27 protein-coding genes are annotated in these 24,640 nt (G+C 71.7%); 21 read left to right on the top strand and 6 right to left on the bottom strand.

Going from position 1 to position 24,640, the window contains the following annotated elements:
• Positions 1–11: 11 nt before the first annotated feature.
• The 18 genes from LO931_RS04585 to cofC all read left to right on the top strand — a co-directional run bounded on the left by LO931_RS04585 (position 12) and on the right by cofC (position 17,171).
• Positions 12–800, top strand: a complete 789-nt coding sequence (locus LO931_RS04585; RefSeq protein WP_229052102.1) for a FadR/GntR family transcriptional regulator — start codon at positions 12–14, stop codon at positions 798–800.
• 127 nt (positions 801–927) lie between these two features.
• Positions 928–1,476 carry a MaoC family dehydratase gene (locus LO931_RS04580; protein WP_229052101.1) on the top strand — a complete coding sequence of 183 codons (549 nt, stop codon included), beginning with the start codon at positions 928–930 and terminating at the stop codon, positions 1,474–1,476.
• Entirely contained in the window at positions 1,473–2,513 is a 1,041-nt protein-coding gene (locus LO931_RS04575; RefSeq protein WP_229052100.1) for an LLM class flavin-dependent oxidoreductase, read from the top strand. The genes LO931_RS04580 and LO931_RS04575 overlap by 4 nt, the downstream gene beginning before the upstream one ends.
• Entirely contained in the window at positions 2,510–3,757 is a 1,248-nt protein-coding gene (locus LO931_RS04570) for a CaiB/BaiF CoA-transferase family protein (RefSeq protein WP_229052098.1), read from the top strand. Before LO931_RS04575 ends, LO931_RS04570 begins: the two co-directional genes overlap by 4 nt.
• A complete protein-coding gene (locus LO931_RS04565; RefSeq protein WP_229052096.1) occupies positions 3,754–5,136 on the top strand; it encodes an MmgE/PrpD family protein in 1,383 nt (460 codons plus the stop codon). Before LO931_RS04570 ends, LO931_RS04565 begins: the two co-directional genes overlap by 4 nt.
• Positions 5,133–6,359: a RidA family protein gene (locus LO931_RS04560; RefSeq protein WP_229052094.1), complete on the top strand. Its 1,227-nt coding sequence runs from the start codon at positions 5,133–5,135 to the stop codon at positions 6,357–6,359. Before LO931_RS04565 ends, LO931_RS04560 begins: the two co-directional genes overlap by 4 nt.
• Positions 6,356–6,856, top strand: coding sequence for a MaoC family dehydratase N-terminal domain-containing protein (locus tag LO931_RS04555; protein WP_229052092.1), 501 nt, complete (start codon positions 6,356–6,358; stop codon positions 6,854–6,856). The genes LO931_RS04560 and LO931_RS04555 overlap by 4 nt, the downstream gene beginning before the upstream one ends.
• Positions 6,853–7,359, top strand: coding sequence for a MaoC/PaaZ C-terminal domain-containing protein (locus tag LO931_RS04550; RefSeq protein ID WP_229052091.1), 507 nt, complete (start codon positions 6,853–6,855; stop codon positions 7,357–7,359). The genes LO931_RS04555 and LO931_RS04550 overlap by 4 nt, the downstream gene beginning before the upstream one ends.
• A complete protein-coding gene (locus LO931_RS04545; RefSeq protein ID WP_229052089.1) occupies positions 7,356–8,522 on the top strand; it encodes an acetyl-CoA acetyltransferase in 1,167 nt (388 codons plus the stop codon). The genes LO931_RS04550 and LO931_RS04545 overlap by 4 nt, the downstream gene beginning before the upstream one ends.
• Complete coding sequence (locus tag LO931_RS04540) at positions 8,519–8,965, top strand: Zn-ribbon domain-containing OB-fold protein (protein ID WP_229052087.1); 447 nt, start codon at positions 8,519–8,521, stop codon at positions 8,963–8,965. The genes LO931_RS04545 and LO931_RS04540 overlap by 4 nt, the downstream gene beginning before the upstream one ends.
• A gap of 14 nt (positions 8,966–8,979) precedes the next feature.
• Positions 8,980–10,140 (top strand): acyl-CoA dehydrogenase family protein, encoded by a 1,161-nt coding sequence (locus LO931_RS04535; protein ID WP_229052086.1) that lies wholly within the window; start codon positions 8,980–8,982, stop codon positions 10,138–10,140.
• Positions 10,137–11,018 (top strand): CoA ester lyase, encoded by an 882-nt coding sequence (locus tag LO931_RS04530; RefSeq protein ID WP_229052085.1) that lies wholly within the window; start codon positions 10,137–10,139, stop codon positions 11,016–11,018. The genes LO931_RS04535 and LO931_RS04530 overlap by 4 nt, the downstream gene beginning before the upstream one ends.
• Complete coding sequence (locus tag LO931_RS04525) at positions 11,018–11,590, top strand: hypothetical protein (RefSeq protein WP_229052084.1); 573 nt, start codon at positions 11,018–11,020, stop codon at positions 11,588–11,590. Before LO931_RS04530 ends, LO931_RS04525 begins: the two co-directional genes overlap by 1 nt.
• 1 nt (position 11,591) lies before the next feature.
• Entirely contained in the window at positions 11,592–12,326 is a 735-nt protein-coding gene (locus tag LO931_RS04520; protein ID WP_229052082.1) for an acyl-CoA thioesterase II, read from the top strand.
• Positions 12,323–13,156, top strand: coding sequence for an alpha/beta fold hydrolase (locus tag LO931_RS04515; protein ID WP_229052080.1), 834 nt, complete (start codon positions 12,323–12,325; stop codon positions 13,154–13,156). Before LO931_RS04520 ends, LO931_RS04515 begins: the two co-directional genes overlap by 4 nt.
• A gap of 1 nt (position 13,157) precedes the next feature.
• A complete protein-coding gene (gene npdG, locus LO931_RS04510) occupies positions 13,158–13,856 on the top strand; it encodes an NADPH-dependent F420 reductase (RefSeq protein ID WP_229052078.1) in 699 nt (232 codons plus the stop codon).
• Positions 13,857–13,866: 10 nt separating this feature from the next.
• A complete protein-coding gene (locus tag LO931_RS04505) occupies positions 13,867–16,539 on the top strand; it encodes a bifunctional FO biosynthesis protein CofGH (protein WP_229053081.1) in 2,673 nt (890 codons plus the stop codon).
• On the top strand, positions 16,536–17,171 hold the full coding sequence (gene cofC / locus LO931_RS04500) for a 2-phospho-L-lactate guanylyltransferase (protein WP_229052076.1): 636 nt from the start codon (positions 16,536–16,538) through the stop codon (positions 17,169–17,171). Before LO931_RS04505 ends, cofC begins: the two co-directional genes overlap by 4 nt.
• A gap of 70 nt (positions 17,172–17,241) precedes the next feature.
• Here the strand turns inward: cofC and cofE are convergent, their stop codons facing one another.
• Together cofE and cofD are read right to left on the bottom strand one after the other, a co-directional pair.
• Positions 17,242–18,195: a coenzyme F420-0:L-glutamate ligase gene (gene cofE, locus LO931_RS04495; protein WP_229052073.1), complete on the bottom strand. Its 954-nt coding sequence runs from the start codon at positions 18,193–18,195 to the stop codon at positions 17,242–17,244.
• A complete protein-coding gene (gene cofD / locus LO931_RS04490) occupies positions 18,188–19,177 on the bottom strand; it encodes a 2-phospho-L-lactate transferase (RefSeq protein WP_229052071.1) in 990 nt (329 codons plus the stop codon). Before cofD ends, cofE begins: the two co-directional genes overlap by 8 nt.
• A gap of 67 nt (positions 19,178–19,244) precedes the next feature.
• Here cofD and LO931_RS04485 point away from each other — a divergent pair, with 67 nt between their 5' ends.
• Both LO931_RS04485 and LO931_RS04480 read left to right on the top strand, forming a co-directional pair.
• Positions 19,245–20,084, top strand: coding sequence for an alpha/beta fold hydrolase (locus LO931_RS04485; protein WP_229052069.1), 840 nt, complete (start codon positions 19,245–19,247; stop codon positions 20,082–20,084).
• A 69-nt stretch (positions 20,085–20,153) separates the two neighbouring features.
• A complete protein-coding gene (locus LO931_RS04480; protein WP_229052067.1) occupies positions 20,154–20,918 on the top strand; it encodes a sulfite exporter TauE/SafE family protein in 765 nt (254 codons plus the stop codon).
• A gap of 171 nt (positions 20,919–21,089) precedes the next feature.
• Here LO931_RS04480 and LO931_RS04475 read toward each other — a convergent pair whose 3' ends face one another.
• The 3 genes from LO931_RS04475 to LO931_RS04465 all read right to left on the bottom strand — a co-directional run bounded on the left by LO931_RS04475 (position 21,090) and on the right by LO931_RS04465 (position 23,661).
• On the bottom strand, positions 21,090–21,881 hold the full coding sequence (locus tag LO931_RS04475) for a thioesterase family protein (RefSeq protein WP_229052065.1): 792 nt from the start codon (positions 21,879–21,881) through the stop codon (positions 21,090–21,092).
• 46 nt (positions 21,882–21,927) lie between these two features.
• The gene (locus LO931_RS04470; protein ID WP_229052063.1) at positions 21,928–23,202 is read right to left on the bottom strand and encodes an HNH endonuclease signature motif containing protein; all 1,275 of its coding nucleotides are present in this window, start codon (positions 23,200–23,202) and stop codon (positions 21,928–21,930) included.
• A 174-nt stretch (positions 23,203–23,376) separates the two neighbouring features.
• Positions 23,377–23,661 (bottom strand): WhiB family transcriptional regulator, encoded by a 285-nt coding sequence (locus LO931_RS04465; RefSeq protein WP_229052056.1) that lies wholly within the window; start codon positions 23,659–23,661, stop codon positions 23,377–23,379.
• Positions 23,662–23,889: 228 nt separating this feature from the next.
• Here LO931_RS04465 and LO931_RS04460 point away from each other — a divergent pair, with 228 nt between their 5' ends.
• Complete coding sequence (locus LO931_RS04460; protein ID WP_229052054.1) at positions 23,890–24,213, top strand: hypothetical protein; 324 nt, start codon at positions 23,890–23,892, stop codon at positions 24,211–24,213.
• 46 nt (positions 24,214–24,259) lie between these two features.
• Here LO931_RS04460 and LO931_RS04455 read toward each other — a convergent pair whose 3' ends face one another.
• Entirely contained in the window at positions 24,260–24,595 is a 336-nt protein-coding gene (locus tag LO931_RS04455; protein WP_229052052.1) for a hypothetical protein, read from the bottom strand.
• Between the last annotated feature and the right edge of the window lie 45 nt (positions 24,596–24,640).

Raw genomic sequence — 24,640 nt, 5'->3', positions numbered from 1 at the left:
CAGGAGGCAGCATGACCAACGACGCGATCTCGGCGGCGATCCCGCCGCGTCGATCGGCCGACGACCGGGGCGCCGAGGCGCTCACGGTCAGCCGTGTGCGCCCGGCGTACCAGCAGGTCGCCGACCAGCTGCTGGCGCTGATCCTGGACGGTTCCCTCGCGGCCGGTGACCGGCTGCCGTCGGAGACCGAGCTCTCGTCGATCTTCGGCGTCAGCCGCAGCACGGTGCGCGAGGCGCTCCGAGCGCTGGCGTCGCGCGACCTGGTCGAGACCGCACGCGGCACGACCGGTGGCACGTTCGTGCGCCGTGTCGAGCAGGAGCAGGTCAGCGACTACCTGGAGACGAGCCTCGGCCTGATGTCGGGCTCGGACGACATCACCGTCACGCAGATGCTGGAGGCCCGCGAGATCCTCGAGGTGCCGGCGGCGCGTCGGGCGGCGGAGCGGCGCCAGGACCACCACCTCGAGGCGATGCGCGAGGCCGTCGACCGCGAGAAGCTCACGCGGGGTCGCGGGATGCGCTTCCAGGAGCACCGCAACTTCCACGGCATCATCCTGCAGAGCTCGCAGAACCCGCTGCTCGAGATCATGACCGAGCCGGTCTTCCGGGTCCTGCAGACCAAGTTCCTCAACCCGGACGTCGAGCCGCGCGTGTGGCGCAGCGTTGACGACGACCACGAGACGATCCTCGAGGCCATCGCGGCGCAGGACGCCGACGCCGCGGCCGAGGCGATGCACGACCACCTCACGCGTCTGCGTGAGACGTACCTCGACCACGACGTCAGCCGTCGTCAGTCGTAAAAGTCTGTCATTTTGTTTCGCCCTATTTTGTAGTCGTTAACAGCAGATAACGACCGCCGAAACCTCTTGACGGAGATACGTCCGACATTTATTCTGGACGCACCACGTCAGAGGGAAGAGGGCAATCATGGGTCAGAAGCAGGGCTGGGTCGGCCGGTTCTACGAGGACTTCGAGGTCGGCGACGTCTACCGCCACCCCCTGGGTCGCACCGTCACCGAGACCGACAACACCTGGTTCACGCTGCTGACGATGAACACGGCGCAGATGCACTTCAACACCGAGTGGGCGGCGAAGTCGGAGTTCGGCAAGCCGCTCGTCGTCTCGACGCTGACGCTCGCCATCGCCGTCGGCCAGAGCGTCACGGACCTGACGCAGAACGCGTTCTCGAACCTCGGCTGGGACGACATCAAGATGACGAAGCCCGTCTTCTCCGGTGACACCCTGTACAGCGAGTCGCTCGTGCTCGAGAAGCGCGAGTCGGGGTCGCGGCCGCACGCCGGCATCGTCACGGTGCGCACGCGCACGCTGAACCAGGACGCCGTCGAGGTGTGCTCGTTCAAGCGCACGTTCTACGTCTACAAGCAGGGCGCGGAGCAGCTCGAGGGCATCTTCCCGGAGGCCGAGGTCCCGCTGTCGCTGGAGTCCGAGGCGGAGCGCACCAAGGGCGCGCGATGAGCCTCGCCATCACCTACCAGCCCTGGGGGGAGACCCTGGAGGAGCTGGTCGCGGCCGGCCGTCGGGCCGAGGAGGCCGGGGCCGAGATCCTCTGGACCTCCGAGCTCCACCGCAGCGCGACGATCACCGCGGCGGCCCTCGCCGCCGGCACGAGCACCGCGAAGGTCGGCACCTCGATCCTGCTGGCGTTCACGCGCAGCCCGATGGTGACGGCCCTGGAGTCGCTCGACCTCGACGAGATGAGCGGCGGACGGTTCGTCCTGGGTCTCGGCTCGGGCGTGCAGCGCCTCAACGAGGACTGGCACCACGTCGAGTTCGGCAAGCCGGTGCCGCACATGCGCGAGACCGTGCGGAACCTCCGCCTGTTCTGGTCGACCGCCACGACCGGCGAGACGATGCAGACCGAGGGCGACTACGAGCCCATGCACATCCGCGGGTACGAGCGTCCCTTCCCGGTGCAGCGGACCGAGATCCCGGTCTACCTGGCCGCGATGGGCCCGTACATGATGCGGCTCGCCGGCCAGATCGGCGACGGCTGGATCAGCCACGAGCTGTGCTCGCCGGGCTACCTGACCGACCGCCTGCTGCCCGACCTCCAGGCCGGCATCGACAAGACCGACGGCAAGTCGCGCGCCGACTTCGACGTCGTCGTCTCGGCCTGCTGCTCGATCGACGCCGACGGCTCGGTCGCCCGGCGCCGCGCGGCGGGCCTGGTCGGCTTCTACGCGACGGTCCGCTCCTACGTCGAGATGTTCGAGTTCCACGGTCTCGGCGAGGCGCAGCAGACGGTCATCGAGACGTTCCGCGCCGGCACGGGCGCCGACTACCTGGCCGACGTCGTCGGCGACGAGATGGTCGACGCCCTGACCCTCAGCGGCACGCGCGACGAGGTCGTCGAGCGGGTCTCCGCCTACGACGGCGTGGCCGACTCGATCAAGCTCAGCCCACCCACGCACGGCATTGCGGCGCAGGACACCCGCGTCGCCCAGGACGCGATCATCGACATGATCGCCGAGTTCACGGGAGCGAATCGATGAAGCCGCTGGAAGACATCCGCATCATCGCCGTCGAGCAGTACGGCGCCGGACCGTTCGGAACGGTGCACCTGGCCGACCTGGGCGCCGAGGTCATCAAGATCGAGGACCCCAACGTCGGCGGCGACGTCGGCCGCTACGTGCCGCCGTACTTCGACGGCGAGGACTCGCTGTTCTTCGAGACCTTCAACCGCAACAAGCGGAGCATCTCCCTGGACCTCACGAGCGAGGCGGGCCGCGAGGTCTTCGAGGAGCTCGTCAAGGTCTCCGACGTCGTCTACTCCAACCTCCGCGGTGACGTCCCGGCCAAGATGCGCCTGATGTACGACGACCTCAAGCACCTCAACCCCGCGATCGTCTGCGTCTCGCTGACCGGCTTCGGCATGACCGGCCCGCGCTCGAAGGAGCCCGGCTACGACTACATCCTGCAGGGCCTGGCCGGCTGGATGGAGCTCACCGGCGAGCCCGAGGGGCCGCCGACCAAGAGTGGCCTGTCGCTCGTGGACTACTCCGGCGGCTTCGTCGCCGCGATGTCGCTGCTGGCCGGGGTGCACGCCGCGCGCCGCGACGGCGTCGGCATGGACTGCGACGTCAGCCTCTACGACACGGCCGTCACGATGCTGGCCTACCTGGCCACCTGGAAGCTCAACGCCGGCTTCGAGCCCGTGCGCACGAGCCACTCCGCCCATCCGTCCCTCGTGCCCTTCCAGGCCTTCGAGGCCAAGGACGGCTGGATGGTCGTCGGCTGCGCGAAGGAGAAGTTCTGGCAGCGGCTCGCCAAGGTCGTCGGCCACCCGGAGTGGGCGGAGCAGGACTCGCCGTTCGCGAGCTTCTCGTCGCGCCGGGAGAACCAGGCCGAGCTGATCGGCCTGCTCGAGGACATCTTCCGCGAGCGCAACGTCGACGACTGGCTGCCCGAGCTCTACGCGGCCTCGATCCCCTGCGGTCCGATCAACGACGTCGAGGCGGCGCTGACCGATCCGCACACCGCGGCGCGCAACCTGATCGTCGAGACCGAGCACCCGCACTACGGCACGCTCCAGCAGCTCGGCTCGCCCGTGCGGGTGGGGTCCGAGGTGCCCGAGTACCGTCGGGCGCCGCAGCGCGGCGAGCACCTCGAGGAGGTCGCGACCGAGGTGCTGAACCTCGACGCCGACGCGCTCGAGGCGCTGCGCAGCCGCGGAGCGTTCGGTGCGGTGGCTCCCGTCGAGCCCGACACGGCCGAGACGGAGGCCGCCGCCCGATGACCACCGCGCGCAGGCTCGCCCACTGGGGCACGTCCCCGCTGGACGTGCCTGCGGACGTCGACGCGGCCGCGAAGCGGCACCTGCTCGACGGCCTCGGCACCGCGATCGCCGGCCACCGCTCGGGCACCGTCGACCCGGTGCTGGAGGTTGCGGCCGGCCTCGGCGGACCGCCGGAGGCCGTCGCCCTGGGCGACGACCGCCGCATCGGGGCTCCCGCTGCCGCACTGGCCACGGGCGCCCTCGTGCACGCCCTCGACTTCGACGACACCCACGCGGGCGGCCTCGTGCACGCGACGGCCGTCGTGCTGCCGGCGGTCTTCGCCGTCGGTCAGCAGGTCGGGGCGACGGGTCGCCAGGCGCTGGACGCCGCGGTCGTCGGCTACGAGACGGTCTGCCGCATCGCGGCCGCCGCTCCGCACGGCTTCCACACGCGCGGCCTGCACGCGACGATGGTCGCCGGGGTGTTCTCCTCGGCGCTCGTCACGGCCCGGCTCACGGGCCAGGAGCCCGGGACCGCGACCGACGCGCTCGGCATCGCCGGCAGCCAGGCGGGCGGGCTGCTCGCCTTCCTCGGCACCGGCGCCTCCACCAAGCAGCTGCACCCCGGCCTCGCCTCGCACGCCGGCATCCTAGCCGCGCGGCTCGCCGCCGCCGGTGCCAGCGGACCCGCGACGGTGCTCGACGGCCCCAACGGGCTGTACGACGCGCTCTCCGCGGTGCCCGCCGACCCCGAGAGCGTGGTCGAGGGCCTCGGTGACCGCTGGGAGACGACCCGCATCGGCATCAAGCCGTACCCGGCCTGTCAGCTCATGCACGTGACGCTCGACGCCATGCGGGAGGTCGCCGTCCGCGAGTCGTTCGGGGCGGCCGACGTCGTCTCGATCATCGCCGACGTCCACCCCGACTCCGCGCCGACCGTCTGCCCGCCCGGGCGCGACCTGGTGCACCCGAACACGCCGTACGCCGCCAAGTTCTCGCTCCCCTGGAGCACGGCGGCGATGCTCGTCGACGGCACCGTCGGACTCGACACGTACGAGCCCGCGTCGCTGGACCGCCTCGAGGTCTCCGACGTCGCGGCCCGGATCTCGTGGAACATCACCGACCCCGTGGGTCACGCGGCCGACGCAGCCGGTCGCGTCGTCGTGCGGCTCAAGGACGGGCGCGACGTCGTCGGCTCCGTCTCCGGCAGCGCGGGCACGACCGCCCACCCGCTCACCGACGACCAGCTGCACCAGAAGTTCCTCGGCAACGCCGGCCATGGGGGCCAGGCCGTCGCCGACCTGCTGGCCCGGCTCGAGGACGAGCCCTCGCTCGACGCCCTCGTCGCCGCGCTCCACTCCGCCATCCACCCCGTTCCCGGCCCTGGAGGTCCGTCATGACGCTCAACGCCATCCGCCCCGCGGAGTTCCCCTGGTTCCCGTACGAGGGGTTCACGTTCTGCTTGGGACTTTCCGAGGGCGACAACGTTTGGACGTCCGGCCACACGTCCGCCGCGTTCGACGCCGAGGTCGGCAAGATGACGGTCGGCGGCACGATGGAGCAGCAGGCCCGCATCGCCTACGAGAAGGTGCTCACGATCCTCGCGGGCGCCGGCCTCGGCCCCGAGGACGTCACGCGCATCACCGAGAACGTCACCCTGTCGGGCCTGCCCGACTACGAGGCAGCCGCGTCGGTGCGCCGTGAGCTGTTCGGCGCGCACGAGCCCGTCGTCCGCACCGTCGTGGTCGAGCGTCTCGTGCGCCGCACCGCGTTCCTCGAGGTCGAGCTGCACGCGGTCAAGGGCGGCGGCACCGAGCTGCGGGCCGCGAGCGAGGCCCGCGACGCCGGCGCCTGGGCGGCGTCGCCGATCCGCGAGGGTCACGACGGCACGGTCTACCTGCCGACCGTCGTCCCGCTCGACGAGCACGGCGACGTCGTGTCGCCGGGCGACTTCGTGGGTCAGTACGCCTACTGCCTCGACCGCGCCGACGCGCTGCTGCGCGAGACCGGTCTGTCGCTCGACCACGCCGTGACGACGTACGACTACTCCACCCCCGAGACGCGTGACGAGTACCGACGCTCGCACCGCGTGCGCAAGGAGCGCCTCGGCGGCGCGGGCGTCTACCCGGGCGCCGGCGGCATCCTGATGAGCCGCCTGCACGCCCCGGGCGTGCTCGTGGCGATGGACGTCACCGCGTCGCGGCACCCGCTCGAGCTCGTCAACCCGGGCTGGTCGCGCTACGACACCCTCACCTACTCGCCGGGCGTCAAGGCCGGCCGCACCCTGTTCATGTCGGGCTTCGCGGCCCTCGACATGGAGACCCAGGAGGCGCTGCACCCCGGTGACATCGGCGCCCAGGCGGAGGCGACGTTCGGCTCGATCCTGGAGCTCCTGGCCCATGCGGGTCTCGGGCCGACCGACCTCCTCGAGACCGTGGAGTACTGCGTCGAGTCGGCCATCCCGGAGTACCGGGCCGTCGCCCCGGTGCGCGAGAAGCTGCTGTCGGAGCCGTGGCCCGCGTCGACCGGAGCCATCTGCAAGGCGCTGCTGCGTGACGAGTTCCTGCTCGAGGTCTTCCCGATGGCGCTGTACCCGGCCGGTGACGAGGGGAGCGAGGCGTGAGCCTGCTGACCGACGAGATCCGGGCGCTGGTGGGACAGCGCCGGGTCTACACCGCCCCGGAGCCGTTCGGCGCCGCGTCGGGCCGCTACTTCGGCCTCGCGATCGGTGACGACAACCCGCTCTACCGCGATCCCGAGCACGCTCGCGCGCAGGGCCTGGCCGGGGTCACCGCCCCGCCGACCCTGATCTGCGAGACGAACCAGTACTCGGGCCTGCCGATGGACGACGAGGGCTACGCCGGTCACCGCTGGGGCATCCAGATCGAGAACACCCGGGAGGTCCGGGGCGGCAACGCCTACGTCTTCGGCCGCCGCCTGCGGCCCGAGGACGTCGTGACGGCGACGTGGGAGATCACCGACGCCGTCGAGAAGACGAGCGGCTCGGGCGCCGCGATGCTCATCGTGACGTCGCGGGCGACCTACACCGACGAGCACGACGAGTTCCTCGCCGAGAACACCGAGACGATCATCTTCATCGACCTGGGAGGCCAGTCATGACCGCGGTGTCTTCCCGCCGCCCAGGGCCCGGCACCCCTGCCGTGCCGAAGGTCGGCGACACCATCCCGCCGCTCGAGCGACGTATCGGCCTGCCCGACATGGTCGCGTACGCCGGTGCCACGTGGGACTGGTACCAGAGCCACTACGACCCCGACTACGTCGCGGCCAAGAAGCTGCCCGGTCCCATCGTCGACGGCCAGGTCTTCGGTGCGCTGCTCGTCGAGATGCTGCAGGACTGGCTCGGCCCGCAGTGCTTCGTGCAGAGCATCGACTTCACGTTCCGCAACCTGATGTTCGCGGGGGAGTCAGTGCGCTGCGAGGGCGAGGTCTCTGCTGTTCATGTCGGCTCCGCCGACGGGGCGGTGACCGAGGACCCCTCGTACGTCGACGTCACGATGACCGTCACGACGCTCGGCACCGACGGACGCGACGACCGCTTCGCGGTCAAGCCCGCCTCGGCCCGCGTGCTGCTGGGTCGTGCCGACGGGACGGGCCGACCATGAGCCCCACCACCGGCACCGGTACCGGCGCTGCGATCGTGGGCGCGGCCGAGTCCGACCTGGGCGTCACGAACCTGTCGATCCTGACCCTGCAGACGCAGGCGATCACCCGGGCCCTCGCGGATGCGGGCCTCACGCTCGCCGACGTCGACGGCATCGCCACGACCGGCGTCTCGCGCTTCTCGGCCACGCAGGTCGCCGACCATCTCGGGCTCCAGCCGCGCTGGACCGACTCGACCTTCGCCGGCGGCTCCGCCTACGAGATGATGGTGGCCCGCGCGACCCAGGCGATCGAGGCCGGTCAGGCCGAGACGATCGTCATCAGCTTCGCCTCCAACCAGCGCTCGGCCGCGTCGCGCAAGCTCGGCGGCGTCACCGAGGACCACACCCCCGAGGCGCAGCTCGAGGTGCCGTACGACCCGCTGTACCCCCTGTCGTACTACGCGATGGCCGCCCAGCAGTACCTGCACCGCTACGGCGGCACGCACGAGCAGCTGGCGGAGGTCGCGGTCGCGGCCCGCGAGTGGGCCCTGCTCAACCCGGCGGCCTACCGCTTCGGCGCCGGACCGCTGACCGCAGAGGACGTCGTCTCGTCGCGGATGATCTCGAGCCCGCTCACGGTCGCCGACTGCTGCCTCGTGACCGACGGCGGCGGCGCGGTCGTGCTGACCTCGCTCGAGCGGGCGCGCGACCTGGCGAAGCCGGTCGTGCGGGTGCTCGGCTACGGCGAGCGCACGACCAACACCTCGATGACCACGGTGCAGGACCTCACCGTCACGGGTGCCGTCGGGTCGGGCGCTGACGCCTTCGCCCGCGCCGGCATCACGCCGGCCGACGTCGACGTGCTCGAGGTGTACGACTCCTTCACGATCACCGCCGCGCTCAGCATCGAGGCGCTCGGCTTCTGCGGCCGCGGCGAGGTGCTGGACTTCATCTCCGGCGGCCGCATCCGGCCCGGCGGCGACCTGCCGCTCGACACCGCGGGTGGTGGCCTCTCGTACTGCCACCCCGGCCAGTACGGCGTGCTCCTGCTCGTCGAGGCCGTGCGCCAGCTGCGCGGCGAGGCCGGCGCCCGTCAGGTGCCCGACGCGGAGATCGCCGTGGCCCACGGCACCGGAGGCATCATGTCCACGCACGCGACCGTCGTCCTGGGGGCCGACCGATGACCGACACGACCGCGCACACCGAGCCCGTGCCGACGCCCGAGCCCCCCGTCCCGCAGCCCGACGACGTCACCACCGCGTGGTGGGACGCGACCCGTGAGCACCGGCTGACGGTGCAGCAGTGCTCGGCGTGCCAGGCCGTGCAGCACCCGCCCCGGGCGGTGTGCGTCGCGTGCAGCACGCTCGAGGGACTGACGCAGGTCGACGTCTCCGGGCGCGGCGAGGTCGACTCCTTCACGGTGGTCCACCGCGCCCCCCGCGCCGACGTCGCGACGCCCTACACGATCGCGCGCGTCCGGCTGGCCGAGGGACCGATCCTCCTGACCCGCATCCACCCCCACCAGACCGTCTCGATCGGCGACGCCGTCGAGGTCACCTGGTGGGACCTGACCGACGGCCGGGCACTCCCCGTGTTCCGGCCGACCACCAGCTCGACCACCACCTGAGGAAGGCACCCGCCATGGACTTCACCCTGTCCGAGGACCACCAGCAGTTCCGCAAGCTTCTCCGCACGTTCGTCGAGAAGGAGATCATCCCCGTCGCCCGCGAGTGGGAGCAGTCGGGCCGCTACCCGACCGAGATCGTCAAGGGCATGGCCGACATGGGCCTGTTCGGCATGACCATTCCCGAGGAGTTCGGCGGCCTCGACCTGGACCCGGTCTCGTTCGCGCTGGTCTTCGAGGAGATCTCCCGCGGCTGGATGGGCGTCGCCGGCATCCTCGGCAGCCACTCGCTGTCGTGCCGCATGCTCGCGATGCACGGCACCGAGGAGCAGAAGCAGGCCTACCTGCCGAAGCTGGCCACGGGCGAGCTGCGCACGGGCGTGGGCCTGACCGAGCCCGACGCCGGCACGGACCTGCAGGGCATCCGCACCACGGCGAAGCTCGACGGCGACCACTACGTCGTCAACGGCGCCAAGATGTGGATCACCAACGCCCGCTACGCCAACCCGCTGCCGGTCCTCGTCAAGACCGACCCGACCGCGGATCCGCGCCACAAGGGCATGAGCATCCTCCTGATCGACTCGACGTCCGAGGGCTTCACGGTCACCAAGGACATCCCGAAGCTCGGCTACAAGGGCACCGAGTCGTGCGAGATCGTGCTCGACAACGTGCGCGTGCCGAAGGAGAACCTGCTCGGCGGCGTCGAGGGCGTCGGCATGAAGCAGGCTCTGTCGGCGCTCGAGTGGGGCCGGGTCAACATGGCCGCTCGCTCCACCGGCATCGCCCAGCGCGCCTACGACGAGGCGCTCGCCTACGCCAACCAGCGCAAGGCCTTCGGCCAGACGATCGGCGAGTTCCAGTCGATCCAGCTGCAGCTCGCCTCGATGGCCACGAACGTCCAGGCCTCGCGTCTGATGGCCTACTGGTCGGCCGACGCGGTGCGCCGTGGCCGGGCCGACGTCGAGACCGGCATGGCGAAGATCTTCTGCTCCGAGGTCGCCCTCCAGGCGTCGATCGACTCGATGAAGGTCCACGGCGGCTACGGCTACTCGACCGAGTTCGAGGTCGAGCGCCTCTACCGCGACTCCATCCTCATGAGCATCGGCGAGGGCACCAACGACGTGCTCCGCACCGTCGTCGCCAAGTCGCTCCTGCGCGGGGACACGGTCGTCGGATGACCCGGTCGTCGGGCGAGGGCGTCGGTGACCTGCCCCGCAGCTACCTCTACGTCCCGGGGAACGCCGGCAGCAAGCTGGCCGGCGCCCTCGGGCGGGGGGCCGACGCGGTCATCGTCGACCTGGAGGACGCCGTCCCTCTCGCCGAGAAGGACGTCGCCCGCGACGCCGTCGTGGCGTGGATCGGGACCCTCCCGGCCGACCTGGCGACCGAGGTGTGGGTGCGGGTCAACGCCGGCCCGCTGCGGGACGCCGACGTGGCCGCGCTCGCGGGTCTCCCCGGCCTGACGGGCCTGGCGCTCGCGAAGGCCGAGAGCCGGGCGGACGTCGAGGCGGTAGCCGCCCAGCTCTCGGCCGCCGGCGACGAGACCACGCGGCTCATGCCGCTGGTCGAGTCTGCCGTCGCGGTGCTGGGGGTGCGCGAGATCGCGAGCGGTCCGCGGGTCCACCAGATGCAGATCGGCGAGGTCGACCTCGCCGGCGACACCGGCATCACGCCCGGCGAGGACGAGGTCGAGCTGCTGTCGATGCGCACGATGGTCGTGCTCGCCAGCGTCGCCGCGGGCATCGCGCCGCCGGTCGGCCCCGTCTCACGCATCACGGCCGATCCCGACGCGCTCCGTGTCTCGACCGAGCGGGTCCAGCGTCTGGGCTTCGTCGGTCGTGCGTGCATCCACCCGGCGCAGGTCGCGGTCGTGCACGAGGTGTTCACGCCCACCACCGACGAGGTCGACGAGGCCCGCACGGTGCTCCGCCTCCTCGAGGAGGCCGAGGCAGCCGGCAGCGGCGTCGTGCTCGATCCGCAGGGACGACTGGTCGACCCCGCAGTCCTCGCGGGTGCGCAGCGCACCCTGGCCCTCGCGGACCGGGCGGCCCGCTGATGCCCCGCCCCACCGAGCTCGACCTGACCGACCTCGACGCCCAGCCCTGGCGCGAGGTGCCGATGCCCGGCTCGAACGGCGGCATCGAGCTCGTGCCGCTCGCCGCACCGGAGGGCCACTTCTCGATCCTCGGCCGGTTCCCGGCCGGCTTCGAGCGGCTCACGCCGGGCGGATACCACGCCTCGGAGGAGGTGCTCGTGCTCGACGGCGAGCTCCTGCTCGAGGGCGGGACCTACCGTCGCGGCGACCTGGTCGTCGTGCCCGCCGAGTTCCTGCGCACCGACATGCGGTCGCCACAGGGCTGCGTCGTGCTGGCCTGGTTCGCCGGTCCGGCCGCGTTCCTCCCGGCCGACGAGCTCGAGGCCTGCACCGACGTCATCACCTCGACCCGGGTCACCGGGGCGACCGGCCCGCTGGTCGCCTCGGGCGTCGCCGCGTGGTCGGTCGGCGAGCCCCTCGTGCCGGGCGACCCGGACTTCGTGCGGGAGGTCGTCGCCGGCGACCTGTCGCACTGGTCGCGGCCGCCGGCGCAGGCACCCGGCGACGACGCGCTCGTCCGTCGAGGGCTCTGACGTGGTGGCGACCCGGCTCGACCCGCGGTGGAGCGGCGTCGACGGCATCTTCGGCGGCCACGTCTTCGGGCGCGTCGCGGACGCCGCCGTCGCCGCGGTCGAGCACCGGCTCGCCGCCCTGACGGTCTGCTTCGTCGCCTCCGTCAAGCCCGGCGATGCCGAGATCGACCTCGACGTCCTCCACGAGGGTCGTCGCACCGCCACGAGCCGGTTCGCCCTGGTCCAGCAGGACCGGGTGCGGGCCCACGGCCTCGCCGAGCACACCCAGCCGGGCGAGCCGCACCTGTGGGCCGACCGCCACGAGCTGCCACCGCGGCCGGCGGTCGGCACGCTCCCCGCCGACGGACAGCTCGAGCTCGTCTTCCGCGACCGGCTCGACCTCAGGATCGTCGAGAACTCGCAGGAGGGGCGCCCCGGCGGCGGCTGGGTCCGGCTCAACGAGGCGCCCGCCGAGGTCTCGCTCGACTCGCCCGAGGCCGTCCTGGCCACCCTGCTCGACGTGATGCCGCCCGCGCTCTACACGCGTGAGGTCAAGCCGGTCTTCGTCCCCACGCTGTCGTTCACGGCGCACTTCCGCACGGACGCCGAGGTCGACCCCAGCGCGTGGATGTTCGTCAGCCACACGACCTCGTGGGCCACGGGCTCGACCTGCATCGACGACGCGACCGTCTGGGACGCCGACGGGTACCTGCTGGCCCACGGCCGACAGGCGCGAGCGGTCCGGTGGGCGGCATGACCGGCCCCGTCCCGGTCCGCCGTGGCTACGTCGACGTCGCCCACGGCCAGGTCCACGTCCGCACGGCCGGCACCCATGCCGAGCCCCCGACGCTGCTGTGCCTGCACATGAGTCCGGCGTCGGGCCTGGTCTACGAGAACGTCATGGCCGAGATCGGGCGGACCCGCCGCGTGGTCGCGCCCGACACCCCGGGATTCGGTGCCTCCGACCCGACGCCGCAGCCGCCGGAGATCTCCGACTATGCCGACGTGATGGCCGAGGTCGTCCGCGCGGAGCAGGAGCGGACGGGGGACGCCCGCCCCGTCGACGTGATGGGGTACCACACGGGCTCCTTCACGGCGATCGAGCTGGCGCTGCGTCACCCCGGGCTCGTGCGCCGCATCGTCACCGTCTCGATGCCGCTGTTCACCGCCGAGGAGCTCGCGCACTTCCTCGCGATCTACCGCACCGACCCGATCTTCACCGAGGACGGAGAGAACCTGCTGGCCAAGTGGCGCTGGTTCGTCGAGTTCTTCGGTGTCGGCCGGTTCAACACCGTCGAGGACGCGGCCCGCATCTTCCTGGCCCGGCTCTCGGGCGGACCGCGGCACTGGTGGGGGCACCACGCTGCCTTCCGGTACGACATCGCAGACGCGCTGTCGCGGGTCGACGTCCCGATCACGGTGTTGAACCTCGACGACGACCTGACCCACCAGACGCGCCGCGCCGCCGAGCACCTGCCGGCGGGCGCCGTCGTGGAACGACCCGACTGGACCCACGGGTTCCTGGACAACGACGCCGCAGGGGCCGCCGCCGTGGTGGTCGACCTGCTGGACCGAGAGGATGGATGACATGACCGATCTGGGTGTGCTCGAGGGAGTGACCGTCGGAGTTCTCGGTGGTACCGGAGCGCAGGGCCGCGGGTTGGCGCTGCGCTGGGCGGCTGCGGGGATTCCGGTCGTGCTGGGCTCGCGTGACGCCGGACGGGCCGAGGTCGCGGCCAAGGAGGTCGCCGAGCTGGTGGCTGCTGCGGGGTTCGTCGGTGCCCGGGTGACGGGTGCGGACAACGCCGCGACTGCGGCGCAGGCCGACGTGGTGCTGGCGGCGGTGCCGTGGGACGGCCACGGCGAGCTGTTGGCCTCGTTGGCCGCCGAGCTGGAGGGCAAGGTGGTGGTGGATTGCGTGAACCCGATCGGGTTCGGCAAGACCGGTCCGTTCCCGCTGGAGGTGGCCGAGGGTTCGGCGGCGCAGCAGGCGCAGTCGGTGCTGCCGGGGTCGCGGGTGATCGGCGCGTTCCACAACGTCTCGGCCGTGGTCCTGGCTGATCTGTCGCAGGCGGAGGTCGACACCGACGTGCTGGTGGTGGGCGAGGAGCGGGCCGACACCGACCTGGTGATCGCCCTGGCTGACACGATCCCCGGTGTGCGGGGGCTGTTCGGCGGCCGGCTCGCGAATGCGGGCCAGGTCGAGAAGCTCACGGCGAACCTGATCGCCATCAATCGTCGCCACAAGACGCACGCGGGCATCCGCATCACCGGACACGGACTCTAGTGTCGTGACCATGCAGGCGGGAGTGCCGGGCACCGGGCAGCGAGAGAGCACGGCGCTGCCCTTTCCCGCGTTCCCGGCCGCCCCGGTGGCCGAGGTGCTGCCGACGGAGCGTGAGGTGCGGCGTGCGGTGGTTCGGGCGGAGGCGGGCAAGACGCTCGACCTGCCCGAGGTGACGGCGCTGCTCGCTGCGAGCGGTGAGCACCTGGACCGGTTGATGGCGGTTGCTGCGCGGGTGCGTGACGCGGGGCTGGAGGCGGTGGGTCGGCCGGGTGTGGTGACGTTCTCGCCGAAGGTGTTCGTCCCGGTCACGCGGTTGTGTCGGGACCGGTGTCACTACTGCACGTTCGTGGCGACGCCAGGCCAGCTGGAGCGTGAGGGGCAGAGCCTGTTCCTGAGCTTCGACGAGGTCCTCGATATCTGTCGAGCGGGTGCCGAGCAAGGCTGCACCGAAGCGCTGTTCACGTTGGGTGACCGGCCGGAGGACCGCTGGCCCGAGGCGAAGCAGTGGCTCGAGGAGGCCGGCTACGACTCGACCCTCGAGTACGTCCGCGCTCTCGCGATCCGGGTGCTGGAGGAGACGGGCCTGCTGCCGCACCTGAACCCGGGCGTCATGAGCTGGGCCGAGATGAACCGCCTCAAGCCGGTCGCCCCGAGCATGGGGATGATGCTGGAGACCACGAGCCGCCGGTTGTTCGAGGAGAAGGGGCAGCCGCACTACGGCAGCCCGGACAAGGACCCGGCCGTCCGGCTGCGGGTCCTGGAGGACGCCGGGCGCCTCGGGATTCCGTTCACGACCGGCATCCTGGTCGGGATCGGGGAGACGCTGACCGAGCGGGCCGAGAGCCTGTTCGCGATCCGTGGCGTGCATCGTGAGCACGGGTCGATTCAGGAAGTGATCGTCCAGAACTTCCGCGCCAAGGACGCCACCGCGATGCGCAGCGTGGACGACCTAGGGTTGGACGAGAACCTCGCCGCCGTCGCGACGGCGCGCGTGGTGCTGGGTCCGTCGGTGCGGGTCCAAGCGCCGCCGAACCTGGTCGACCTGGCCGAGTGCCGAGCCCTGCTCGCCGCGGGCGTGGACGACTTCGGCGGCATCAGCCCCGTCACTCCCGATCACGTGAACCCCGAGCGGCCGTGGCCCGACCTGGACCTCCTGCGTGAGGTCTGCGAGGGGGAGGGCTTCGACTTGAAGCCGCGCCTGACCACGCATCCCGAGTTGTTGGACGCGCCGTGGGTCGACCCTCGTCTGCGGGGCCACGTCGACGCGCTCCGTGGCCCCGACGGGCTGCTGGCCGAGGGTGCGAGGCCGGTCGGGATGGTGTGGCAGGAGCCCGACGGCGGACTCGAGACCACGGGGCGCTCCGATCTGCACTCGACGATCGACACGACCGGTCGCACGGGGGACCGACGGGGTGACTTCGACGAGGTCTACGGCGACTGGTCGATCCTGCGCGACAAGGTCCGCAACGCTCCCGCGCTCCTCGGTGCCGCGCTCGGCAGTGACGTGACGGCGGCCCTCCTGGCGGCCGAGCGGGACCCGTCAGGGATCTCCCGCGAGCACGCGTTGGCGCTCATGACGGCAGCCGAGGGTCCCGCGCTCGAGGCCGTGTGCGCGCTGGCGGACGACCTGCGCCGCAGTGCCGTGGGCGACCGGGTCGGCTACGTCGTGAACCGGAACATCAACTTCACCAACGTCTGTTACACCGGCTGCCGGTTCTGCGCGTTCGCCCAGCGCAAGACCGACGCCGACGCGTACTCTCTCTCGTTCGAGGAGATCGCGACCCGCGTCGTCGAGGCCCGCGAGGCGGGCGCGACGGAGGTCTGCATCCAGGGCGGCATCGACCCTGAGCTGCCGGCCGACACGTACGCGCGCATCGCGCAGACGGTCAAGCAGACCGACCCGGACATGCACGTGCACGCGTTCAGCCCGATGGAGGTCATGAACGGCGTGTCCCGCACGGGACTGTCAGTCCGCGAGTTCCTGGTGTCGTTGAAGGAGGCAGGTGTCGACTCCCTGCCGGGCACGGCCGCGGAGATCCTGGACGACGAGGTCCGTTGGATCCTGACCAAGGGCAAGCTCCCCACGGCCCAGTGGATCGACGTCGTCACCACCGCTCACTCCGTCGGGCTGCCGACCACGGCGACGATGATGTACGGCCACGTCGACCACCCCGGCCACTGGGTCGACCACATCCGGCTCATCGCCGACCTCCAGCGTCAGACCGGTGGGTTCACCGAGTTCGTGCCGTTGCCGTTCGTGCACCAGAGCAGCCCGATCTACCTCGCAGGCGTCGCCCGGCCGGGACCGTCGGTCCGCGACAACCGCGCGGTCCACGCCCTCGGCCGGATCCTGCTCCACGGCCTGGTCGACCACGTGCAGTGCTCGTGGGTCAAGCTCGGCCCCGAGACCTGCACCCAGGTGCTCAACGGCGGGGTCGACGACCTGGGCGGCACGCTGATGGAGGAGACCATCAGCCGCATGGCCGGCTCCACCAACGGCAGCCGCAAGGAGGTCGACGAGCTCGTCGCCATGGCGCACCTGGGCGGCCGGCCCGCGGTGCAGCGCACGACGCTCCACGAGCACCTGCCCGGGACGGTGTCTCACCGCCGCCCAGGGCCCGGCGCTGTGCTCGCCAGCCGCCCAGGGCCCGGCACCCCTGCCGGTGAGGTCGTGGCCTCGTGAGCGGGTGGACGGTGATCGTGCCGGCCAAGCCGTGGCACCTCGCGAAGTCCCGCCTGCGCACCGTGCGTCGGGCCGACCTGGCCCGCGCGTTCCTGCTCGACGTGCTCGACGTCGTCGCGGCGACCGACGGGGTAGGACGGGTCGTCGTGGTGTCCGCAGAGACCGGACTGGCCGCCGAGGCACGCCGTCGCGACGTCGCCCTGATGGCCGACCGGCCGCTCGGAACCCCGGGGCGGCTCAACACCGCCGTCTCGATCGGACGTCGGTGGGCGTTCGCGCACGCTCCGTGCGAGCCGGTCGCCGTCGTGCCCGCCGACCTGCCGTGCCTCGACCCCGTCGCGCTGGCCACGACGCTCGCCGCGCTCGGCGAGCACGACCGCGCGTTCGTCCCCGACCTCGCTCGCGGCGGCACGACGCTCGTCTCGGCGGCGACGGCCGGCCGCCTGCGCACGGCGTACGGCACCGGTTCGGCCGCCCGTCACCAGCGGCTCGGCCTCCGCCGGGTCGAGGACGTCCCCCTCGTGGTCCGCCGTGACGTCGACACCCTCGAGGACCTCGCCGACGCGCTCGAGCTCGGCGTCGGCGGACACACGCTGGACGCGGCCCGCCCCGCCCTGTCCGCCGCTGGCTGACCCCCCGCCCCCGCTGGTTGAGGTGTGAAGGCGCCTCAACCACCGGAGTCGGGGGCGGGGCGGGGAGCGCTCAGCTGCTGATGCGGACGCCGATCTGGAGCGGACGGGCGTGGGCGGTCGCGAGCGAGACCAGCCGCTGCGCGAGCATCCCGGTCTCGACGGCCTGGCGGGCTCCGGCGACCAGGGTGACGGCGTCGCCGTCGACCACGACAGCGACGCCGTCGGGGACGTCGGCCATCGCCACCAGGTCCGCGATGCTCGCGTCGGTGGCGGGGAACCCGCGAACCACGTCGCCCCCGTCGGCGAGGGCCGCGACGACCGCGTCGCGGGACCCGAGACCGAACAGGTCGCCGTCCTCGTCGCGGAGGATCGCGGCGGCGCCGGGGCCGTCCTCAGCCGTCAGCAGGTGCGGCGCGAGACCGCGCACCACCACCACGGGTCGGCCGCCGAGCTTGCCCGAGGCGAGCTCCGCCGCGCCCGCCACCTCGTCGGCGACGGCGGGCGCGGTCACGACTAGCGGCTGGCCGTGGGTGTCCTCGCGGCCGGCGAACGACTCGACCGGCAGCAGCCCGGCGCAGCCGATCGCGATGTCGGTCTGGCCGATGCGCCACGCGCGGCCCGCGGTGTCGCTGATGACGACACCGACGGTGCGGCCGGTGAGCTCGTGCAGGCGGCCGCGGATTCGCCGGGCCTCCGCGTCCGGGTCGCCGGGCAGGGGCAGCAGCGTGCGGGGTGCCGTGTTGGAGTTGTCGATGCCGGCGGCCGCCATCGTCAGGCCGTGGTGGGTGCGGACGATCGTGGTCGCGTCGCGGCGGGCCACGACGCGGTCGGTCTGCTCGGCGAGCAGCTCGTCCTTCTCGCGGGTCGTCGCGAGCCCGAGGGCCTTGCTGACGACCTTGGACGTCACGACCACGACGTCGCCGTCGGCCAGCTCGACGAGCGATGCGACGAGGGCCGCCAGGTCGTCGCCGGCCACGACCTCGCCGATGCCGTCGACCGCGGTGAAGGTCAGTGACTCAGCCACGCGCGAGCTCCGCCGCGAGGGCCAGGGCGTCGGCGGCGAGCTGGCGCGTGGTGGCGTCGTCAGTCATCCAGAGCGGGACGGCGCGAGCCGTGACCCCGCCGTCCTCCAGACGCGGGAGGAGATCGGCGTCGGCCGTGTCGACGAGCCAGCCGTCGAGCACGCCGTCGGCAGACCGGGCGCCGTGCAGCAGCCCGACCGCGGCGGCGCTGTTCTCGATGCCGAGCCCCGCCAGCAGCTGGTCGGCCATGCCGCGCACCGCGCCACCGCCGATGATCGGCGAGACGCCGACGACGGGCGCGGCCGCGTCACGGAGGGCGTCGCGGATGCCTGGCACGGCGAGGATCGGTCCGACGGAGACGATCGGGTTCGAGGGAGGCAGCACCACGACGTCGGCGTCCGCGATCGCCTCGAGCACGCCGGGGGCGGGAGTGGCCGCCTCGATGCCGCGCTGTGTCACGCCGTGCACCGGCACTCCGGCGTGGTGGCGGATCCAGAACTCCTGGAAGTGGATGTCGGTCGGGCTGCCGTCGACGGTGGTCGAGATCCAGGTCTCGACCTCGTCCTCGGTCATGGGGAGCAGTCGGATGCGCTCCAGGTCGGTGTCGGGGGACCAGCGGGCGCAGAGCCGGTCGGTCGCCGCCGTGAGTCCGTCGCCGGCGCGGAGCATCTCGGTGCGCACCAGGTGGGTCGCGAGGTCGCGGTCGCCGAGACCGAACCATGCCTCCGGCACGCCGTACGCGCCGAGCTCGGACTTGGCGTTCCAGGTCTCGTCGGTGCGTCCCCAGCCGCGCTCGGTGTCGATGCCGTCGCCGAGCGTGTACATCACGGTGTCGAGGTCGGGGCACACCCGCAGCCCGAACAGCCAGATGTCGTCGGCGGTGTTCGCGACGACCGTGACCCGGTCGTCGGGAGTGGTCGCGGCGAGCAGCCCTCGGATGAAGCGGGAGCCACCGACCCCGCCGGACAAGACGACGATGTGCACCCGCTCATCCTCCCAGACGGACCCGGGACGCCTGGACGCGATCGCGACCGTTTGCGACGCTGGCGCCATGACCCAGATCCGCCGCACGCCCGTGGCCGTCGACGGCTTCCAGCTCGACACGGTGCAGGTCGGGGACCCCACCGGCGTCCCGATCGTGCTGCTGCACGGGTTCCCGGCGACGTCGGCGACGTGGTCGGGCGTGCTGCCCGTGCTGGCCGCGGCCGGGTGCTGGGCCGTGGCGCCGGACCAGCGCGGATACTCCCCGGGCGCTCGTCCGGAGCGCGTCGAGGACTACGCGACCGAGCGTCTCGCGGCCGACGTGCTCGAGCTGGTCGACGCGCTCGGTGCCTCGTCGTTCCACCTCGTGGGGCACGACTGGGGCGCGAGCGTGGCCTGGGTCGTCGCCGCGCTGAACCCGGATCGCGTCGCGTCGCTGACGGCGGTGTCCGTCCCCCATCTCGGCGCCTACGGCCGTGCGGTGCGCGACGACCCGGAGCAGCGACGGATGTCGTCGTACTACGCCGAGTTCCGGCGCACCCCTGACATGGCGGACCTCCTGCTGGCCGACGATGCGCGCCGCCTGCGCGACGTCTACGGCGACCTCGACGCCGAGCACGTCGAGACGTACCTCCGGCACCTGAGTCGACCGGGGGCGCTCGACGCCGCGCTGAGCTGGTACCGGGCGATGACCGGGGAGCTGGCGGAGCTGCCGCAGGTCACGGTGCCGACGACGTTCGTCTGGAGCGACGCGGACGCGTTCATCGGACCGGTCGCGGCCCGTGCCTGTCACGAGTTCGTGGGCGGGGAGTTCCGGTACGTCGAGCTCGAGGGCGTCTCGCACTGGGTGCCCGAGCAGCGGCCCCACGTGGTCGCGGCGGAGATCCTGCGTCTCGTGGCCCGACCCTAGGGTCGGAGGCTCGCCGGACGTCGATACGGTCGACGGGTCGTGCACGCCTGAGCTCACCGGAAGGACGTCATGAGCCCCGTCGAGGTCATCGCGATCGTCCTCGCGGGCGTCGCCGCCGGCACGATCAACACCGTCGTGGGTTCCGGCACCCTGATCACGTTCCCGATGCTCCTCGCGATCGGCGTCCCTCCGGTCACGGCCAACGTCTCGAACACGATCGGGCTGGTGCCCGGGTCGGTGTCCGGTGCGATCGGCTACCGCGCAGAGCTGACCGGGCAGAAGCGGCGGGCCGTCTGGCTGATCCCGGCGTCGGCGCTCGGTGCGGCGGTGGGCGCGGTGCTGCTGCTGACCCTGCCCGACGACGCGTTCTCGGCGATCGTGCCCGTGCTCATCGTGCTCGGATGCGTGCTGGTGGTGGTCGGACCTCGCATCTCGGCGGCGGTGGCGCGCCGGCAGGCCGACCGCGGCGGGCTCCCGGACCACGGCGCCTGGTGGACGCAGCCGCTCGTCGGGCTCACGGGTGTCTACGGCGGCTACTTCGGGGCGGCGCAGGGCATCATCCTGCTGGCCGTGATGGGCATCGGGATCGACGACGAGCTGCAGCGGCTGAACGCGCTGAAGAACGTCCTGGCGGGCGTCGCGAACGGCGTCTCGGGCCTGATCTTCGTGGTCGTGGCCGATGTCGACTGGCTCATCGTGCTGCTCATCGCGATCGGGTCGACCGTGGGCGGCCAGATCGGTTCGCGGTACGGGCGCCGGCTCCCGGCGACGGCGCTGCGCGTGTTCATCGTGCTCGTGGGCCTCGTCGCCCTGGGGGTCTTCCTCGCCGGCTGACCGGTGTCGCGGGGTCCGCTCAGCGGGCGGTGATCTGCCAGTCGATGTCGCGCAGCCAGGATGACGTCATGCTGCCGACCGTAGGAGCGGTGTCCGGCCCGAGCGATGGGGACCGGTCCCCATCGCGTCTCCTTCGTCGCTTCGGGCCGCGCAGGGTGTGCGGCGCCGTCGTCAGCGGCGGGCGACGAGCAGGGGCTGCGCGATCTCCGCGCTGAACCCGCGCTCGTCGTAGACCTGGGCACGGGTCAGGCCGATGCCGTCGGCGCCGATGCTGGTGCGGGCGTCCATGAGCATCCACTCGCCGGCCGGTGCGCGCTGGATCGTGGCGGTGAGGGTCGAGGGGATCGAGAACCACTCGGCCATCGGCAGCTCGACCGAGAGTCCGTTGGCCGAGTCCGCCATCGTGAGCAGCTGGGCCGTGGCGGAGGTTGTCTCGCCGGCGACGAGCGGGACGCGCAGGCGTCCCCAGGCGAGGGCCGGTCCGAGCGAGTCGTAGTCACCGCTCACGAACCGCCACTCCATCGCGCGGCCGTAGCCCCAGGAGGGGTCGACGCCGGAGAAGACGTGCTGGGGCTGCTCGCCGGGCAGGGTGGCCGGCGCCTCCTCGTGGTTCACCTCGATCGTGCTGTCGGGGGAGAGGCGGATGCGCCAGGCGGTCGCGGTGACAGCGAGGCGGTCGTCGGCCCAGAGCTTCGCCTCGATCATCTCGACGCGCCGGCCCGGCCGTACGACCGTCGCCTCGGTGCGCATGCGCCCTTGTGGGATCCCGCCGAGCATGTCGATCGTGACGCGGGCGATGCGCATGTCCTCGGCGGGCCGGGCCCGGTCGATCGCGCGTGCGAGCAGTCCGGCGGGTGGCCCGCCGTGCTGCAGCGAGAAGTCCCAGGGGCTCTGGGTGGCCTCGGTCGACTCGAACACGTCCTCGTCGATCGGGAGGTAGAAGGCCGTGAGGTCCTCGGTCATGTCCACCATCATCCTCGGTGCGGCGCGCAGGAAGCACGGCCGGTCCTCAGGTGCGGAGCGGGGCCTGATGTTCTCGGGCCGCATGGGCGGTCTTGCGGATGGTGCGGAGTCGTTCGCGGGTGGTGCGTCTGAGGGTGAGGTCGATGGGGCGTCCGTCGCGGGTGGTCATGGTGAACTGACCCCCGCCGGTGGCTTCGACCTGCAAGAGACCTTGGTGGATGAGCACGTGGCAGCACTCGCAGTAACCGATGAGCTCGTCGATGTTGGTCTTGCCGCCGTTGGACCACCAGGTGACGTGGTGGATCTCGAGGTGGGTGTTGGTGCAACCGGGCGCCGCACACTGGCCGGCCTGCTTCGCGATGACCGCTTTGCGCTGCGCGGGGGTGGCGAGTCTGATGGTGTCGCCGACGTTGAGGATCTGCGCCTGCTCCACATCTCCGCAGGAGGTCAGGATCGGGGTGCTCTCGCCGGTGCAGGTGATGTAGGAGAGGAGCTTCGGGCCGATGGGGCCGAAGCCGGCCAGCTCCGCCGAATCCCCGTCGGTGGTGGCCTGGTTGGTCATGGCGTCGTGCAGGGTGTCGACCGGCACGATGACGCTGACCTGGGGTCGGATGCCCTTGCTCGTCGGCAGACCCGACTCGAGGATCGATCCGAGGACCCGATCAAGTGCGGCGACACGTCGTTCGGCCGAGCTGCGGTCGTCGTTGGCGGTCGTGGGGATGGAGAAGGAGTCGAGGACGGCCTTGAACTTCGCGCCCGTCAGCGTGTTCAGGAAGCCAGTGACGTGCCACCCGTCGGGCACTGGGCTGAGCTGGAAGTCTTCCTTGGCCATGCCCTTGATCCAGGCCTCGTCGAGCTCGTCGGGATAGACCGCCTCGCGAAGCTTGCGCACAACACGGCGCAGCTCAACCGGCTCATTCGTGCGAGCCACATCGAGCAACCATGGCTGGGCGTTCGCGATGATCTCGGGGCTGATGTGCTTGATGCCGAAGGTGAAGAGCTTGACGTGCTCGAGCCGGATCTGGCCCGCGGTCGCGGCCTCGGCCACCTGCGGCAGGTCGCGCATCGTCGCATCGGCGGCGATCAGCGACTTGGTCTGCTTCGCATCCAACCGAAGGTGCAAGCGCGACCAGGCGGTGATCGTCGAGGACCCGTCGAGCTCGAACTCAGCGGTCCGGTCCATCTCGGCCAGATGGTGCGCCTTCGCCGCGTCCAACGCGTCCTGCGCGGTCTGGATGGCTCGCAACGCGGTGCGGTGGTCACCAGAGTTCAGGGCGTGCGCGGCTTCACGAAGCGCCTGCACCGTGACCGCTGAACTCATGGTCCGATTCTACTCGAACAGACGTTCGAACACAAGTGTCAGACTGCCATAATTCGCTGCAGTTCCGGTCCGAACGGACGGTCAGGGGCGACCCTTGCCCTTCGGGGCGCGGGGTGGCCGGGTGGTCCATGCCGCTTGTCCGGCAGGACCTCCCGAACCGAACCACCAGCGGCGTCAGCCGGCCTTGCGCTCGCGGGTCAGGAGCTCGCGCTCCTCGACGGTCATGCCGCCCCAGACGCCGTACGGCTCGCGTGCGGCGAGGGCGTGGTCGCGGCACTCCTCGATGACGGGGCACGTGGCGCAGACGGCCTTCGCACCCTGCTCGCGCAGGTGCTTCGCGGCGCCGCGCTCACGGGACGGCGAGAAGAAGACGGACGAGTCGAGACCCATGCAGGCCCCGGAGTGCTGCCACTCGTAGACCTCGATCAGTGGCATGGGCAGTCGCTTGAGGTTCGGCATGGGTGCTCCCCGGTTCTCGGATGATGCAGTGGCCAGTGCGGCCGAGCTCCGGGCTCTCGAAGCTGTTCGCAATGTTACTCAAAACTTGTTCACTTCGGCAAGTCAGTTGAACAAGTTTTGAATCAGTTGTGCGTACGCCCCTGTCCCGTATGGCCTCGGTGAGACGAGATCGGCAGGAAGTGCGTGACCTCGGGCCGCGTCGAGCGTTTCTCAGGCATGGACCCCCGCATGCTGAGCCGGCTCCTCGACGGTGCCGGTCATGCCGAGACGGATGCCTTCGAGACCGTCGACCGCTGCTGCTCCGAGGCGCGGCGTGACTACCTGGCGGCGTGCGACGCCGCCGACCGTTCGCGGTCGCTGGCGCTCGAGGCGTTCCGGCTCGGGGACGTGGAGACCGCCGTGTCGTTCGCGCGCAGCGCAGGGCACGCCGACGACGCCCGACGCGTCGCCTGGGCGTCCTACCGCGAGGCGTGCGCGCTGCTGATGGCTCTCGTCGAGAAGACCGCCGCGCGCGTCGCCCCTGGGCACGACGACCTCGCCGCCGCCGGCTGACGGAAGTTCGGTCCGTGCCGCCCTCCGGCACGGCCCTCCGGCTCGGTTAGCCGGCCTGGCGGTCGAGCAGGGTCGACTCCACGCGGAGCACCCCGTGCGCCACGGAACCGGCGCGGGCCCTGACGCGGACGTCGAGCCCGCCCTTGCGGAAGGTCGCGATCTCGGACTCGAGCATGTGGACGGCCCGAGGCGACAGGTCCCTGACGTCGCTCAGGTCAACCGTCACGCAGGTCGTCCGGCCGGGTGATGCGAGCCCGATGGACTCGCCGGTCGCCAGGGCTGCGGCGGTGTTGAGCGTGCCGGCGACCGTCACGACGGCGCGGGTGACGTCCAGGTCGATGGAGAAGTGGACGGACCGGATCGGTCTCGGTGTTCTCGGCACGGTCGGGCCCCTTCGCTCTCGTCGGTGCCTCGGGTGTACCCCGGC

It is taken from the genome of Aeromicrobium sp. Leaf350 (genome assembly GCF_916858655.1).
Classification (GTDB): domain Bacteria; phylum Actinomycetota; class Actinomycetes; order Propionibacteriales; family Nocardioidaceae; genus Aeromicrobium.
Note: the sequence above shows the minus strand (reverse complement) of the source record. Positions and strands in the feature narration are given on the sequence as shown.